Annotated in this window: 13 protein-coding genes; all 13 read left to right on the top strand. The window is 35.1% G+C overall.

The features are described 5' to 3' along the window. Positions 1-5: 5 nt before the first annotated feature. On the top strand, positions 6-464 hold the full coding sequence (locus C1H87_RS10315) for a phage tail protein (RefSeq protein WP_102755726.1): 459 nt from the start codon (positions 6-8) through the stop codon (positions 462-464). Positions 465-468: 4 nt separating this feature from the next. Further along, positions 469-642, top strand: coding sequence for a DUF5908 family protein (locus C1H87_RS23745; RefSeq protein WP_394337961.1), 174 nt, complete (start codon positions 469-471; stop codon positions 640-642). Further along, positions 639-1,409, top strand: a complete 771-nt coding sequence (locus C1H87_RS10310) for a CIS tube protein (RefSeq protein ID WP_102755725.1) — start codon at positions 639-641, stop codon at positions 1,407-1,409. Before C1H87_RS23745 ends, C1H87_RS10310 begins: the two co-directional genes overlap by 4 nt. A gap of 8 nt (positions 1,410-1,417) precedes the next feature. After that, positions 1,418-3,103: a phage baseplate assembly protein V gene (locus tag C1H87_RS10305; protein WP_102755724.1), complete on the top strand. Its 1,686-nt coding sequence runs from the start codon at positions 1,418-1,420 to the stop codon at positions 3,101-3,103. Positions 3,104-3,108: 5 nt separating this feature from the next. Beyond that, positions 3,109-3,399 carry a PAAR domain-containing protein gene (locus C1H87_RS10300; RefSeq protein WP_102755723.1) on the top strand — a complete coding sequence of 97 codons (291 nt, stop codon included), beginning with the start codon at positions 3,109-3,111 and terminating at the stop codon, positions 3,397-3,399. 10 nt (positions 3,400-3,409) lie between these two features. Then, positions 3,410-3,829, top strand: coding sequence for a GPW/gp25 family protein (locus C1H87_RS10295; protein WP_102755722.1), 420 nt, complete (start codon positions 3,410-3,412; stop codon positions 3,827-3,829). A gap of 11 nt (positions 3,830-3,840) precedes the next feature. After that, the gene (locus C1H87_RS10290) at positions 3,841-7,101 is read left to right on the top strand and encodes a baseplate J/gp47 family protein (RefSeq protein WP_102755721.1); all 3,261 of its coding nucleotides are present in this window, start codon (positions 3,841-3,843) and stop codon (positions 7,099-7,101) included. A gap of 5 nt (positions 7,102-7,106) precedes the next feature. Continuing rightward, positions 7,107-10,133 (top strand): hypothetical protein, encoded by a 3,027-nt coding sequence (locus C1H87_RS10285; protein ID WP_102755720.1) that lies wholly within the window; start codon positions 7,107-7,109, stop codon positions 10,131-10,133. Positions 10,134-10,143: 10 nt separating this feature from the next. Next, positions 10,144-13,134, top strand: coding sequence for a hypothetical protein (locus tag C1H87_RS10280; RefSeq protein WP_102755719.1), 2,991 nt, complete (start codon positions 10,144-10,146; stop codon positions 13,132-13,134). Between the two features lie 15 nt (positions 13,135-13,149). After that, positions 13,150-13,695: a hypothetical protein gene (locus C1H87_RS10275; protein WP_102755718.1), complete on the top strand. Its 546-nt coding sequence runs from the start codon at positions 13,150-13,152 to the stop codon at positions 13,693-13,695. Between the two features lie 11 nt (positions 13,696-13,706). Beyond that, the gene (locus tag C1H87_RS10270; RefSeq protein WP_102755717.1) at positions 13,707-15,188 is read left to right on the top strand and encodes a contractile injection system tape measure protein; all 1,482 of its coding nucleotides are present in this window, start codon (positions 13,707-13,709) and stop codon (positions 15,186-15,188) included. Between the two features lie 145 nt (positions 15,189-15,333). Continuing rightward, complete coding sequence (locus C1H87_RS10265) at positions 15,334-16,155, top strand: peptidoglycan-binding protein (RefSeq protein WP_102755716.1); 822 nt, start codon at positions 15,334-15,336, stop codon at positions 16,153-16,155. 13 nt (positions 16,156-16,168) lie between these two features. Then, positions 16,169-16,792, top strand: coding sequence for a hypothetical protein (locus C1H87_RS10260; protein WP_102755715.1), 624 nt, complete (start codon positions 16,169-16,171; stop codon positions 16,790-16,792). Positions 16,793-16,796 lie beyond the last annotated feature (4 nt).

Raw genomic sequence — 16,796 nt, 5'->3', positions numbered from 1 at the left:
ACGTTATGGCAAGCAACGACCCCATAGTTGGCTTTCACTTTTCCGTAATCTTCGAACTGGTTCCTCAATTTTCTATTGATACTAAATTTCAAAGCGTAGGCGGGTTAAAAGTAACTATGGAAACAGAATCTTATACCGAAGGGGGACAAAACCGTTTTAAACACAATTTCCCTCTTCGTTCTGGGTATCAGGATTTGGTATTAAAAAGGGGCTTAACCTCAGACTTGTCGGGGTTGTCCATGTGGTGTAATCAAGCCTTGGAAAGCTTTGTTTTTTATCCGGCAAATCTGGTGGTTTCACTTTTAAATGAAAACGGGAATCCAGTTAAGGTTTGGTATGTATCGCATGCAATCCCTATAAGTTATGAGTTTAGCGACTTTAACGCCGAAGAAAATAAGATTGTAATTGAAACCATTACACTACGATATAACTTTTTTAAAGAATTGCCTGTTCCAAATTTTTAAAACTATGGCTATAGAAATTAAAGAATTACGAATAAAAGTCAACGTAGTTGAACCTCGAGAAACTTCACATTTTACAGAGAAAATCAATAACGTAAAATGGCAAGAATTAAGAACGTCGATTGTTAACGAATGTACCTCGAAAGTACTAGAGAAAATTAAAGAAAAAGCTCAGAGATGATAGAAGGACTGTTTGGAATAATAGATAAAATGCGTATCGAGGTTTTTCCAACCAAAGAATACGCAGAACCACCTAATAAAACCATTTTCGTTCAGTTAAACCCCGAAAAGTATTCCATGAAACACAATGTTGAGTTTTGTGAGAATCAAGCGATGGGAACTTCAGGAACCGATTTGCGTTTTAACAGGATTGAAGGGGAAGAGGTGAGTTTCGAATTCTTTTTTGATAGCTCGGGAATTGTTCCGCCAGGAAAAATTAAAGACGGAAAAGGAGAAGATTCGCTTTTAGATACCATTGGAGATATTGCCAGCACATTAAAACCGGCTATCGTAAACCCCTTTGGCGAAGTAGAAACCGTTGAAAAAGAAGTCGAAGAATTCAAAAACCTGTTAATGGGTTACGATGGAGAAACTCATCAAACAGCTTATTTAAAACTGCTTTGGGGTGGCTATAATTTAAGTTGTCGCTTAAAAAGTATGGACATTGAATACACGCTTTTTAGAAAAGACGGTAGACCCATTCGAGCCAAAGTAACCTGTGTGTTTAAAGGAACAATCGATTATAAGTTAATGGTTGCCAAAGAGAACAAAAGTTCTCCGGATTTAACACACGAACGAACATTTAAAATGAACGATAACCTGCCCCGAATTTCAGAAGAGATTTTTCAAAGCAACAATTATTATATAGATGTAGCTAAGTATAATAAGCTAATGAGTTTTAGGCAATTAAAGGTTGGTCAAAAAATAAAATTCCCACCCCTTAAATAAAAGAAATAATGTCTACAGTAAAGCCTTTTTTTCCTACAGATACGTTATTGAAACTGGAATTTTCCATTAATGGGGTAAGCAATGGTTTAGATTCTTTGTTAACAGAAGCAAAAGTGCATTTCGAATTGAATAAAATTCCGTTCGCCAAATTTACTTTTGCCGTAGCCGAAGAAGATTTCGAAGACAATCCCGATTCGCCATTACACGCATTACATCACGAGCCAACAGATCCACCACTAGAAATAGAAGTGAAAGTGTCTTTTGAAGGCACTATGGAAACGCTATTTAAAGGCGTTATAAAATCCTTGGATCAGCAGTACGAAAACTGTCAGGTAGTGGCCAAAATAGAATGTAAAGATGTGGCTTTACGCTTGTCGCAATCTGCAACAGAAGAAGAAAATAACAATCAAACCTTTGAAGAAAAGCTAACAACCTACACCTCTAACTTAACCTTAAGCGACAATTTAACCGGACAAAGCTGGGGTGAAGAACAGATTACCCATAATAACACAACAGTGCCTTGGGATTATTTAGTAGGGTTTTTAGATTCTATAGGTATGATGGTCGCTTTACGAAATGAGGAATTTGTTGGAATAGATATTCTAAGTCCAGAAAGTAAGCCCATTTATGTAGCAGAAAATGGCATTAATGTTTTTGCGTTTACGGGACAATTAGATGCCGAAAGAAAAAAATCGGCTGTAACCATAGAGCGGTGGGATATCGAAAACCAGGAAACCGTTAGCGTTACAGCGTCTCAGAGTAGTACTCCAGAAAATCCGCATACCGTTCGTTTAAGCGAAACCGTACTACAAGAAGCTACGTTACAACGTGTAGCCGATACCATCATTGCAAAAAGTAATCTGGCTTCGGTAACAGGTAAAGTCACCACATTTGGAAATTTACTGGCAAAATCTGGCGATTATATAAGCTTTAATAAGGTGAATACACAGATTAATGATGAAGTGTTGCTAATCACTCAGGAAGAGCATGTTATTCAAAACGGATGTTGGAAAACAGAGTATGGATATGGTTTGGAAAGTGAAAGATCATTTACCCAAAATACCAGTTCCGGTATAAACAATACCCATGCAGAGATCGGTCAGACCAATACCATCAACGGTTTACAGATAGGTATAGTCACCAAAATAATAGAAGATCCTAACAATCAGTTTCGGGTTAAGGTGAGAATTCCTCAATTATCTAGTAGCGGTGAAGGCGTATGGGCAAGATTGGCTACGATGAATGCTTCCAACGAAATGGGGAGTTATTTCATTCCAAGTATTAACGATGAGGTTATTGTAGGGTGTTTGAATAATAACCCCGATACACCAATTATTTTGGGAAGCTTATACAGCAGTAATAAACCGATGCCTTTTCCAATAGAAGAAGAAAACTACATCAAAGGATTTGTTACTAAGGAAGGTACAAAAATCATCATGGACGATGAAAAAAAGAGTATTGAACTAAGTACCAAAAAAGGAAATATTCTAACGATAAGTGACGATTTAAAAGGCTTTGTATTAGAAGACGAAAACAAGAATAAAATTACCATGAACGATAAAGGCATAACCATTGAAAGTTGCAAAGATTTAAACATGAAGGCAACTGGGAATGTTAAGATAGAAGGGGTGAATATAGATGTTGAAGGTAGTGGTAACATGACTCTAAAAGGGTCTATGATAAACTTAAATTAAAAATAATGGGAGCAGCAGCAAGAGCAACAGACATGCATACATGCCCGATGACAACGGGAACAGTACCACACGTAGGGGGGCCTTTGTTACCGGGAAGTAACACCACGGTTTTAATAGGCGGGTTGCCGGCATCAATCGCAGGGGATAATTGTGTATGTACCGGTCCGCCAGATACTTTAGCCGTGGGTTCTTCCTCGGTTTTTATAGCAGGAAGCCCGGCAGTAAGAATGGGAGATTCAACTGCTCATGGCGGTGTCGTTGCAGCAGGTTGTCCAACGGTCTTAATAGGCGGTTAAAAAAGAACATATGGAAGATAAATCATTTTTAGGCACAGGTTGGAGTTTTCCACCCACATTTAAGAAGCAGTCGGGAACAAATGAGATGGTTTCAAGAGAGGAAGACATATTTCAAAGTTTACACATCTTATTGACCACCCAATTGAATGAAAGGATTATGCGATCCGATTATGGGTGCGATTTAACCCCCTTGTTATACGAAAACATCACCATTACCCTACTTACAAAAATCAAAGGGATCATAGAAAATGCGATACTGCGGTACGAACCAAGAATAGATTTGTTGGATGTCGATTTTAAATCGCAAGAAACAGAAACCCTTAACGGTATCATCAACATCGAAATAGTTTATAGAATAAGAGCCACTAATTCCAGAAAGAATTATGTGTTCCCTTATTACTTAGAAGAAGGAACGTTTGTAAAAAAATAAGCTAAGTACAAATGAAAAATTGTAATTCCACATTATCCATACACGAAGGCATGGGAACCACTCAACAAGATAGAGTAAGACCCGCTTTACAAACAGACTTTTTCCTTTTAGACGAGAGAAACGAAGAAAGCTTCATCTTATTTGTACAACGACTTTCCAAGTATGTAAAATTCTATAATGAATTTAATGGAAGCGAAGGAGACTGGTCTAACTTTTTTCAAAAAGAATCCACATCTATCCTCATTTATATAGCCAGTTGGAATATTGAATTGCTTCAAAATTCGTTCGAGGTCAAAAAGAATGAAATTTTTATAAACACCGATTTCACTGCGCAAAAGAATTTATTACTGGAGTTTTTTAACCAATTAGAAACCGAGTTTAATGATTTTTTAGAAAGAGCAGAGACGTTAGATAACAACATCATTGAAAAAGAAAATTTACTGGCATCATCCTATGCCATAAGTGCCAAATTTGCTTCGATTTTCGATCAAATAAATGCATCCACCAATATAACGTCATTGTTGAAAAACCATGTGTTTATAAAAACAACCCAACAACTTTTTGGACTGCTTTTATCATGGAAAAATTTCTCGCAAAATGCGGTTGATTATCAATTAGAGCACTATTCTGAACATACACCACATTACGCCCTTTTTCTTTCCTTTTTAAAACTACTCGAAGTAGCCAAAGATAAGTTCAACGGGTTTACAAAAAGGCATTTAGATTTTTATTATAAGGATGTTCTAAAAATCGAAAACAGAAAGGCACAACCCGATTATGTACACCTGGTAGCAGAACCATTTAAAGTAAAACCATTTTTAATTCCTAAGGATACTATTTTTCCAGCAGGTAAAAATGGCGATGGCAAGAACAAATTCTACGCATCAACAGCAGACCAAACCGTTAATCAGGTAAAGCTGAATTCATTTTTAAGTCATCATAGAAAAGACGACCAGTTTTTTAAAACAACAGACTTATTCGATGCAAACGCAGCAGGAGAAAGTTTTGATGTCTTTACAAACAATAAACAAGAGTTTAAAGAAGGGATAATGATTGCAAGTCCGCTATTGTATATGCAAAGCGGGGAAAGAACCATTTATTTAAAATTCAATCAAAAAACATACAAAGCAAGTGATTTTGGTTTTTATATAACAGGAGAAGAAGAAGGTATTGAAATAACTGAAAAAAGTGATATAAAGGGCTTTATTAAATTAACTATTCCAGCTACAGAAAAAGCGATTGTCCCATTCGATTCGGAAATCCATGTAGACTTTTTAGTACAGTCTGAATTTCCTGTTTTAAAAATTATACCCATAAACAAAAATGTAATTACGTCCATAAACAAGATTAATCTAACAGTATCGGTAAATAATTTTAAGTCGTTTGTTTTAGAATCCGATTCCGGGGTCATAGATGTTGAAAAACCTTTTTACCCTTTTAGTGAATTCCCAAAAAACGGCAATGGTATGATGTTAAGCTCTAATGAGTTTTTTATGAAAAACCAGGCCGTAGCCACATTAGGAATAACTAGCATTTTAGACGATCGTGTTATTGTAAGTGATGCTGTAATAGATGCAATAGTAGCTATGGATACTGTAGCTAAGGTAGCAAAGGAAGGAACAGCACAAAAAGCAACTGCAGAAAAAAGTTCATCAAAAAAATCGCAATCAGTTAGCAAAGGCAAACAAACTTTTTTAACAGCGAGTAATTGGCTGAACAAAAAAGTAAAGATTTATCATTTAAACGATGGTAAGTGGCAAGCATATTCAGATAACCTACAACCCATTACAAATAGCTACCCATTAAAGGAGTACCATTTTGATGAAGTAGTTACCGAAGAGATCGTTTCCAACGGTAAATTTAGAATAGAGCTAAGCGATTCGGCATATAGAGGGGAAAAATATATGCAAGATTATATACTCGCTAGTGAAAAGAATACAACACTTCCTTATAAGCCCAGAATTAAAGAATTTGTTTTTAATTATACCGTTTCAGAAACCATAAACTTAGCCACCAGAACAGGTGAAAAAAACACTATAGAAATTTTTAAAGTACAGCCATACGGCTATACCAAAAAAGATAAAGGCGTAGTCAACTTTTCAGGTTTAAATAGTAACGAAGGTTTTGTTTATATAGGTTTCGACACGGTAGAACCTCAAGATGGACTAAGCTTTTTAATTCAATTAGAAGAAGGTACCGCAAACCCATTATTAGAACCGGCTACTATTGCCTGGAACTATTTAAGTAATAACAAGTGGGAAGATTTTGAGCAAACCGAACTAGGAGACGAAACCTATTCCCTAACCCAATCAGGTTTGGTCGCTATATCCGTTCCGGAATTTAAAGCCAGTACCAATACCATGCTGCCCAAAGATTTATTTTGGGTACGCATATCGGTATCAAATATTCAGGCCATTAGTAAGTTTCTGGGAATCCATGTTCAGGCATTCAAAGCTGTTCTAGTAGACTTTGAAGGCATAGGAACCGAATTTCTGGAAAACACGCCAAAAGAAACCATTGCCAAGTCGTACAAAGCCATAAACGGTGTTAAAAAAATAGTACAACCATACAGTTCCTTTTTAGGAAGAGTGGCAGAATTGGACGATGCTTTGTACATAAGAACCAGTGAACGATTGCGCCATAAAAACAAGGCAATTACTACTTGGGATTACGAACGCATTGTGTTGGAAGAGTTCCCGGAAGTATATCGTTTAAAAACCTTAAACCATTATCGATACGATACAAAAATATCGAATGTTTCAGCAGGTTATGTAACACTCATCCCTATTGCAAAATCATCAACATCAGAAAACATCAGTTGGAAACCACTTTTAAGCCTTAACAAAATGCTTTTAATCAAAGAACACCTTGGTAAAAAAGCATCACCACATGTTAGAATCAATGTAAAAGCACCCAAATTAGAAAAGGTAGAAATTCAGTTTAATGTAAAATTTCATGTGGTACAGGGCATGGATACTCGATTGTATATAGACCAGCTTAAGGACATTATAAACAACTATTTAAGTCCCTGGGCTTATGATGATAGTGAAGATTTCAATTTCGCCAACGACATTGAATTTTCATCCATAATCCAATTAATCGATAACCAGAGCTTTGTGGATTACATCACCGAATTTAAAGTCAGCCAATACAAGCTAGACGAAAACAATGAGATTATAGGCAATGCGATACAAAACCTGAATAAAATCACGCCACAGTCTGATTTTACATTATTCATACCTACAGAAACCCATTCAATTACAGAAATCTAAGCATCATGTCAACAGAATACTATATAGAAAAAGATAGAATATTACCTCCCTCGCAGGATTTTCAATACCTGTTGGACGAAGGATTCAAATACATCGAGCAGTTTGGTTCTAAATTCTGGACAGATTATAATACACACGATCCGGGTATTACCATTTTAGATGCACTATGCTATGTTATTACAGAGCTTGGCTATCGTGCCGATTTCGACATTAAAGACTTGTTAACGAATAAAAATGGAGTTATAGAAAACAATACGTTTTTCTCTGCCGCAACCATTTTTACAAATGCACCGTTAACAGTAATAGATTACAGAAAATTGCTCATTGATATTCAGGGCGTTTCAAACGCCTGGATATTGCCTACAAAAACAGCAACCGATGCAAACGGATACCTGCTTCCAAACAATAGCGAAGCATCCATTTACATTAATAAAATTGAAGATAAGCTAAGTCTTAAAAAGGTAGATAAAAACAATAAGAAATTACAAAAACTACGCTTAAGGGGCTTAAACAAAGTAAAAATAGAACTTGACGAAGACCCTATTTTAGGAGATTTAAATACCTTGGTATTAGAGCATGCTTTTTGGGAAAATAACCGTTGGGTAAATCTTAAAATCGTACCTCAATTCACTAATTGGAATCATCCGGAAGCACAGTTGTTCAAGAAAATGAACACCCCAGCAAAAATTACAATCGATAGTGTTAAGAAAGTTCAGGAGATTGTTTATTTACAGGTAAGCAGGACCAGTAATGCTTCAGATGAATTACACTTTAGAATTTTTACTGAAGATGTTTCAGAGCAAGACCTTGTGGTGAATCATTTTTCAGTGGAACAAAACGTATGCGACGTCATTAAGCTGTTCGAAAAAAAGAAAGATAAAATACAGGAAACATTTTCAAAGATAGCAGTTCAATTACACCAAAACAGAAACTTTACAGAAGATTACCTATGTACAGAAATTGTTGAAAAGGTAGATGTTGGTATTTGTGCCGATATCGAATTGCAACCCGGAGCTGATGCTGTGGAAGTGATGACCGAGGTTCAAATTGCCATTGATAACATCATTAACCCAAAGATTTCATTTTATACGTTGGCGCAAATGGTAGACGAAGGATACCACTCCGAAGATATCTTTTTAGGACCAAAATTAACGCACGGCTTTTTAAAAGACGAAGAAATTGAAAAAGCTCAGCTAGCCAACGCCATTTATGCATCCGATATTATTGCCGTTTTAATGGAAGTTCCAGGGGTGAAATCGGTTAGAAACCTTATGATGACGGCTTATAACGAATTGGGAAAACCCATTACAAATGCCACTAACGAGAAGTGGGTTTTAAAACTTTCGGGAGAAGTAAAACCAGTATTTAATGCACAAAAATCAAAGCTGTTACTATTTCAAAGAAACATTCCTTTTTTACTGTCCGAAACCCAACTTATGTTGGTTGAGCAAAAAGTAATCATGTATAAATCGCAATTCAATCAAAAGAAATTGCAAAATACCAAGAACGATTTCGATATTGAGAATGGTGATTACTTTGATTTTAACCACTATTATAGTATTCAAGATGAATTTCCCAGAAACTATGGCTTAGGCAAAAACTATATTTCGGAAAAGGATACACCATTAAGAAAAGCACAAGCCAAACAATTAAAAGGATATTTATATTTCTACGAGCAGATCATTGCCGACTTTTTTAGTCAGTTGTACAATGCCAAAGCGCTTTTCGATACAAAATCCGTTACACAAACCTATTTTGCAACCTACCTTGAAACCAATCCGTTAACGGGAGAAGATTTCTATTCCAAAGAATTATTCTCTGATGAATTACAGACAAACTTGCTAAACGGTGAATCTGCCGATGAGGTATCGCTATACGAAACCAAAAACGATTTTTACGATAGACGAAATAGAGTCTTAGACCATTTGTTGGCACGTTTTTCAGAAAGTTTCAACGACTATGTGTTTATGATGTATCAGTTGTCTCAAAGCACATCTGGCATGGGATCGCTATCCTTCGATTATGAAGATTTAATAGAAGACAAACAAAACTTCATTAATAGTTATCCCGAAATAAGCAGCAAACGAGGCTTGGGAATTAATTATTTAAATGCCACAGTAAACGAGGTTACAAAAGCCTTAGAGTTTCATCCGTTTTGGAACACAGACCATCGCGCAGGTTATGAAAAACGCGTGGCTAAATTATTAGGAATTGGGAACATTCCATTGCGGGACATTGTTACAGAAGATAGCCCACAACCACAGTGGACAGTACAAACAGCAGGTATAAATTATGTATTTAAAATTATTGCACCCGGTGTAGGTTTACCCGAGAAATGGGAATGGGCGCTGAGTCATTTTTTAGATCAGAACCTATATCAAATAAACAAAAGTGGTGAAAATTTCATTCTTCACTTAGTAGACAATACGAATAAAATTGCCCGATTAGATAAGAAATTCGGATCGGAAAGCGAGGCATACGACTTTTTAGTGCAAATGATAAAAATAATAAATAGCCATTACGAGAATTTTTATTGTTTGGAACATATTTTACTAAGACCTTTTAACAATAAGACCTTTAAAGATGAAGATTTATTAACCGTGTGCTTAAACGACGATTGCGACGACGAGGCTAATAACGATCCATATTCGTTTAAAGCAACCATAGTATTACCGGGTTATATTTCTCGATTCAAGAACTTGATTTTTAGGAAGCACGCCGAAAAGGTATTCAGACAGGAAGCACCGGCACATACCTTGTTAAAAATATGCTGGGTAAATGCCAGCGACATGTTAGGCTTTCAAAAATCATATAAAAAATGGCTTGAAAACTACAGGCATTACAGACGACATTTCTGCGAAAACACATTAACAAAAGCAGAAGAAACAAAATACAGAAAATCATTAAACGAACTCATTTTAGCAGTAAAAGAGCTCAACACATTATATCCAGAAGGGAATTTATACGATTGCGAACTAAGCGAATCAAACAATCCTATAATTCTTGCAAACACATCATTAGGAACATTATAAAAAAAACATCATGGAAGCATATAACACCTCTATTTATCCAGTTTTTGAAGCAGACCAAGTGCTTAGTCAAAAGGAATTAAACTTGCTTGTAAGCCATTTAGAAGAACAAGATCGTATAACACGAAAAAATCTAATAGGCTTAGGAATCGTTTGCGGGTTAGAACTTTCCTTTCCTACTGCAAATACTGTAAAAATAGCCTGTGGAACCGCAGTAACCTCCCTCGGTTTTCAAATGAACTGGAAAGGAAAAGAATTTACCCAATATCGCGATTATGAAATTTCAGATCAGTTTTTAAAACCAGATTATATTAAAGAGCCGTATTTAGATGCCATTTTTAAATATGCTTCAAAATACGAGCCCATAAAAAAATGTGCTGAACTGCTTCCGGCTGATACTTCCGATGAAGGTAAAAAACCAATTCCTAATAATTTCTTTGATGATAAATTAATCATCCTATTACTGGAAGTTACATTAATAGATCAAAAGAATTGTGTTACCACAAATTGCGACGACAAAGGAAAGCGCATGGAGTTTAACATTCGTCCTTTAGTTATTCCAATAAATGATGGCATAGCAGAATTTATTAAACCCTATCAATTACCAGAATCGTACTCAAAATTAAGCTTCCCAAGATATAATGTGCCTTATAAAAACTTAATTACAGCTTCAAACATTCTTGATGGGTTTAAAAAGGTATACAACGATTCATTTTTAACTGAAATCACCGGTGCTATTGCTAATGTTTACGACGATTTTAAAAATGTATTAGCACAAGGCAGCGGTTTAAGTGTGCTTGAAAATAGTAAAGGAACCATTAACGATACTGTAGATAAATACAAAACAAGTGTAAACATTCAATATGTTTGGGATTGGATATTCGATATTGTAAATGCTTACAACGAAATTATAGATTTCAGGAAATTAAACCCCAGTCTGTGTTGCGTAGATGAAGACTTATTTCCGTTCCACGTTGTTCTGGGGGGAAATACAGGCGATAAAGAGGCATACAGAACCCCATTTATTAAAACATTAAACGGAAGCCATGAAGAGGATGCCAAACGTAAAGAGCTTATCCTTTTATTTAAAAAATTAGTGCTCATTCTTACCTCGTTCGAAATTCCGGAAGGGAACAACATAAGAATAACGCCTTCATGTTCCGGAAAGGTGCCGTTAAGCGAAAAAGCCATCCCGTTTTATTACGATGATATTTTAGATTTAAATAAAAACTGGAATCCAGAGCTAACATCCAAAAATCAAAATGATACCATTCTTTCGTATCATTCAAATACAGCAAATTACACCAATATACCTTCGGTAAAAGAACCTCTCTTATACGATACCGAACCCTATAATTTCTTTCGAGTAGAAGGACACATTGGTATGAATTATAAAAAAGCTATAGAAAATCTTAATCTGATTAAAAATAGCTACGGCCTACCGTTTAAAGTAACTGCTTTAAACGCCGTTAGTTTTCTAAATAAGGAGGTTGATATTTCAAAATTTCAAGGACGATGGGACGATTTGGAAACCGATTACGATCTGGCTCGTAAACGTGTTTATAACATCACCGAGTTTGTTATTAAGTGGATGGACTTAAGACGAAATGTTTTAGATGAAAAGAATATTATTTCGAAGCAAAACATTGATAATTTTAAGAATATACTAGCTCAGTTAAAGAATTTGTTAACCAATGATTTAAAGGAGTTTTTACCAAACTACAAATCGTTCTACGATATCTTTAAACAATTAAACTATGTATTCTTATTCCATAGATGGTGTATTCAATTGCAAAACCCAACACTATCTACTATTGCAGAAGATTTAATAGATCGCATGGACGACATTAACGAGTTGTTTTTAGAAGATCCATTCACGGTTATTTACGAAGAAGCCAATTTAAGATGGCAACAAACCTATAAAGATTTATTCTTCTCCACGTTTTTACAAAAACACCCCGGATTAGAGCACAAAGCAGGCGTAACCAAAGGCGGAACATTTGTAATGGTATATGTAGATACATCTATTTTTAAAGCCGCTGCGCCACCTTCAAAATATGCCAATTTACTAAATGCTGTGCTCCAGTACAAGGACAACATTCCTATTGAGGCCAAAGTAAAAGACGATTTAATTAAAAGCGTTCAATTTGAAGATTATAAATCGCAAACCAAAACAAAACCTAAAGGGGACTCTGTTAATAAGTGCAAAGATGAATCAGACAACATCAAAAGCGATTTATTAGAAATAGCAAAGTATAACTTAGATACAAGTCATACCGTTCAAATGAACGCATATTTTCTTGAAAACCTGAAAGGCTTTTTACAATTTGATGTTGGTACAGGTTCAGAAAAAAGCCCATTTCAACAAACCATAATAGCCGATTTCTATTTGCCTTATGTATGTTGTGGTGATGGAAATAATCTGGAAGTTAAAATAGAAGTTAACGAGCCTCTATCGATCGCTTTGGAAGAATTAAAATATTGTCAAACCGATGTAGGCGAGTACGAAGTAAAAGTTAAAGGAAAATCGGGAGGAAACTTTACAGGAACAGCCAAAGATGCTATCGTTCAAAAGAGTGATAAATACTATCTGAAGCCTAACCATACCTCTATTTCAGCCCCTAAAATATATACATTACAATACGAGATTGACGGTGAGTTAAGCAATACCATCGAATTTGAAATTGTAAGTCCAAAATCGGTTAAATGGACAGCAGCAAAAGATGAACAAGACCCAAACAAATTCTCGTTTAGAAACACAATAACACCAGATGCTCACGAATATGAATTCGATTTTGGTGATGATTCTGCTGTAGAAGTAACAAAAGAGAACACCATATCACATACGTTCAATTTTAATGAAGTAAACAAACAATTTACAGTAACCATAAAACAACTGGGAGAAGTTTGCGAAAATACACAAACAATAACCGTGAAGGCAAGCACTGGAGGAGATTTCAATAACCCGGATTTTAACGCAACAGATTTCAATACTAACCAATAATTAAACTATATAATCATGGCAGCAAAAACAAAAGCACAGATCGTAACAAATATTGATAAAAAAATCATCACGAATGGTAATATTAAAGCAGTAGACACCAATACCATTTTAAAAGACATTTTAGATTGTAAGGAATTGAATGGTCAATCTTCCAGCGTGTCAACCTTTAGTTTTGCCAGTACGGCAGCAATAAGAGATAATCGTGGCGGCACACTAAACTATTCCTTACGAGGTGTTAAAGACTCATTTGTTAACGTTACCTTTAAAATAGCTGTTTTAGAAACTAATGTAAACAGTTGGGCGTTTGCACATAATACCCCTGCCATAGCCAATGCTTTAAAAAGTATAATGGCTCCCAAGCTAGGATTTCAAATTGACTTTTTAGTGAAAATAGAAAACCAGCAGTTGGCAGCCAATAAACCTTTTAGGGTAGGCAGCCTTAATTTTACCTATAACACTAATAATTTCAACATAAAAATTGACAGTCAGGATGGTGACAAATTATTTAACGGCGACCAAATTTTTGCATCGTTCACTTTGCATTGTCCTGCAAGATTTTAAACCTATAAAATATGCACCTTATTCAGCAACATATATTTGATATACAGTGTTCATCCCAGGATTTTGGGAAAGAACTGCAAGGTCAGTTAAGTGAGTTGTTAGAAAAAGAATTTTATCCGAAGCTAGAAGTCCTGTTTAATAAATACGATGTAAAAAACAGCACACTAAGCATTGATGCATTAGCTATAGAAATACCTTCTGTTTCAAAGAGATATTGGAAAGAGGAATTGGTACAAAAAAGTTTGACTCAAATTGAAGATTATTTAAAACGAAATCAACTTCCCGATCCAGAAGAAAAGGGCGTAGAAAACCCCGCAGAATTTATTTCGAACAGTTATCATGCAGAACATATTTTTTTCGAATTTTTAAAGACCGGAAACATTGTTGAAAATGCTATTTCTAATGATTTAGAACGGATTGTTTACGAAATTGAAGTAAAAGAAGCGTTTGTTGAAGCCCTTCTTTTAAATTTTGAAAAGAACAGGAATTCCATAATGCGTTGGATTTTTTCAGTACCAGACTTTTTTAAGGACATCGTAGCAAAAAAGTTATATGACTTTACTAATGAATTAATAGACCTTTTTGATGCCGTTTTAAAGTATGTTAGTGTTGATAGAAAAGATGTTAGAGAAACCATAAAGAAAATTAACAGCGATAGTGCATCCAAAAAACTTTGGTTGGAGTTCATGCAATGGACAAATTATCTGGAAAGCAAAAGTGTTTTAACGCATGTGCTTTTTAAGGAATTTATTCAGTTTTCAGAAGAATTTTTCGATATCAAACCAGAAGAACTAGGTCTGATTTGTCAGTTTATTTTAGAAGACAAATACAGCACACCCCAAACCAAAGATTTCTTCGAAAAAATAATAGCACATAGTAACACTGGTAGCACAGGGTATAAAAGTGCATTTAAAAAGTTGGAAGAAGATATTCTGGAAAACAACGCTTTAATAAATAAGGTTAAAAAGGAGGTTGATTTAGGAGACAACCATTACATTAAAAATGCAGGGCTAATACTGTTACATCCTTTTATAAAAGGGCTTTTGAACCAATTGAATTTATGTAGTTACGAAGGGAATTGGACAAACAGAATGGACCAACATAAAGCCATTTTACTTACACAGTATTTGGTAACAGGAGAAGAAAGGATGCAAGAAAGCGATCTGGTACTCAATAAAATTTTATGTGGATTTTCAGTTGAGGAAGTTGTAAATGTAAAACTAAAGATTACTACAGAAGAGAAAGAAAAATGTAAAAGTTTACTTGAAGCAGTTAACGAACACTGGAAAGCCATGAACAAGTCTTCTGTTGAAGCTTTACAAGAAACCTTTTTACAACGAGAGGCCAAACTGGAATTGGTAAATGATGGTGATTATAATCTGTGGGTAGATGAAAAAGGATACGATATTTTATTAGAACAATTACCCTGGACCATAGGAATGGTAAAAACCCCATGGATGGAAAATTATTTAATATGTAACTGGAAGTATTAATGTATTAGTTTGAGTTTGTCATTCAGAAGTCGTTCCTCCCTGCCGGCAGGCATGACTTCTGAATGACACCTGGAAACATTAATGTATAATATTGTAAAAATATACTTACTTGGGTTGAATGAGCGTTAATTTAAAAACTTAAATTATGAGAAAAACATTTTACAAAAAAGAATTGGTTATTTCCAATACCCAAAAAAGAAGAGGAAACAAAAATAAAAGATCAGATGTTATTAAAATTCAGTCATGGCTTTGTTTACAAGAACAATTATTTCCAGGGATAGGAACCATGACGGCTATTGATGGTGATTTTGGACCTGCTACCGAAAAATGCGTAAAAAACTTTCAAAAGTTTATTAATATAAATGAAACAGGTATTGTAGATCAAGACCTTTTTAGCGCATTGTCTCACCCGTTAAAAAGTGCGTTCGAAGATGTAACGGCACAAGCTACTATTAGGGAAACCATATTAAAAGTGGCCGAAAACCATTTAAAGAATCAACCCAAGGAATTAGTCATTAAAGGAGAAAATAATTCAGGGCCATGGGTTAAAAGTTATATGGACGGGCACGAAGGAGAATTATGGTTCTGGTGTATGGGCTTTGTTCAGGGTATTATAGATCAAGCACTATCCTTACACGACATGAAATTTACTAAAATCATGCCTTTAACCTACAGTTGCGATGTAGTTGGTATGAAAGGATTGGAACACGATAGCCTTATTAGAAACAGCAAAATAGAGCAGCAACCTAATCTGGTAAAACCAGGCGATATTTTGTTGATAAGAAGATCGTGGCATGACTGGACACATACAGCTATAATTATAGATGTTGAAGACGAAACCTTTACGACCATTGAAGGGAATACCAATAGAAGTGGTTCGCGTAACGGAGATGGGGTTTATAAACGCGTTCGGAATTTCCAAAAATCTAATTTAGATGTATTCTCTTTAGAAAAATGGATAGATTAAAATTTATAATCCCATGGAAATTACAGAAATAGTATTATTGATTTTAGGAGGAATTACACTGATTTTCTCATTGGTTATGATTTTTATACACATTAAAAAAGATCAATCCTATATGAAAATATCGTGGCTGGTTATCATTGCTTTTCTAATGATGGGGTTTCCATTAATTTCCAAAGCAAAAATTTTGGGATTAGAATATAGTAAGGAAAAGGACTTAGAATACATAAAAACTATGGCAGAAGCTTTGGCAGAATGTCCAGATAATGACGTATTAAAAAAAGAGCTGGAAAAATCACTTGATAAAATTGAGCAAGAGCAACCCGAACTTAAATCGGGTGAATTAGCAGGATTAAGTGAAGCCTATTTAGTAAAAGGAGATACAGAAAAAGCAAAAACATTATCAGATTCAGCCATAAAAACAGATCCTACCAATTCTAAAGCCGTAGCAGTAAAGGAAATGGTAAAAACCCAGATTAGCATTAACGAATTACCCAAATCTGTTAATACCGAAACTCAAATTAGGAAGGCAAGAAGCTCAATTAACAAATTAAGAACGGATCCCAATACCAATAAGGCCGTGCTTTATAACATGGACAAATTGCTAACTGTACAAGATTCTTTAAGAAAAATAAAATAAGGAA

The sequence above is a fragment of the Flavivirga eckloniae genome (assembly GCF_002886045.1).
GTDB lineage: Bacteria > Bacteroidota > Bacteroidia > Flavobacteriales > Flavobacteriaceae > Flavivirga > Flavivirga eckloniae.
The sequence above is the reverse complement of the archived record's forward strand: the minus strand, read 5'-3'. Positions and strand labels throughout refer to the sequence as shown.

Coding starts and splice junctions, on each gene's coding strand:
- C1H87_RS10315 (WP_102755726.1), top strand. CDS start 6: ATGGCAAGCAACGACCCCATAGTTGGCTTTCACTTTTCCGTAATCTTC.
- C1H87_RS23745 (WP_394337961.1), top strand. CDS start 469: ATGGCTATAGAAATTAAAGAATTACGAATAAAAGTCAACGTAGTTGAA.
- C1H87_RS10310 (WP_102755725.1), top strand. CDS start 639: ATGATAGAAGGACTGTTTGGAATAATAGATAAAATGCGTATCGAGGTT.
- C1H87_RS10305 (WP_102755724.1), top strand. CDS start 1,418: ATGTCTACAGTAAAGCCTTTTTTTCCTACAGATACGTTATTGAAACTG.
- C1H87_RS10300 (WP_102755723.1), top strand. CDS start 3,109: ATGGGAGCAGCAGCAAGAGCAACAGACATGCATACATGCCCGATGACA.
- C1H87_RS10295 (WP_102755722.1), top strand. CDS start 3,410: ATGGAAGATAAATCATTTTTAGGCACAGGTTGGAGTTTTCCACCCACA.
- C1H87_RS10290 (WP_102755721.1), top strand. CDS start 3,841: ATGAAAAATTGTAATTCCACATTATCCATACACGAAGGCATGGGAACC.
- C1H87_RS10285 (WP_102755720.1), top strand. CDS start 7,107: ATGTCAACAGAATACTATATAGAAAAAGATAGAATATTACCTCCCTCG.
- C1H87_RS10280 (WP_102755719.1), top strand. CDS start 10,144: ATGGAAGCATATAACACCTCTATTTATCCAGTTTTTGAAGCAGACCAA.
- C1H87_RS10275 (WP_102755718.1), top strand. CDS start 13,150: ATGGCAGCAAAAACAAAAGCACAGATCGTAACAAATATTGATAAAAAA.
- C1H87_RS10270 (WP_102755717.1), top strand. CDS start 13,707: ATGCACCTTATTCAGCAACATATATTTGATATACAGTGTTCATCCCAG.
- C1H87_RS10265 (WP_102755716.1), top strand. CDS start 15,334: ATGAGAAAAACATTTTACAAAAAAGAATTGGTTATTTCCAATACCCAA.
- C1H87_RS10260 (WP_102755715.1), top strand. CDS start 16,169: ATGGAAATTACAGAAATAGTATTATTGATTTTAGGAGGAATTACACTG.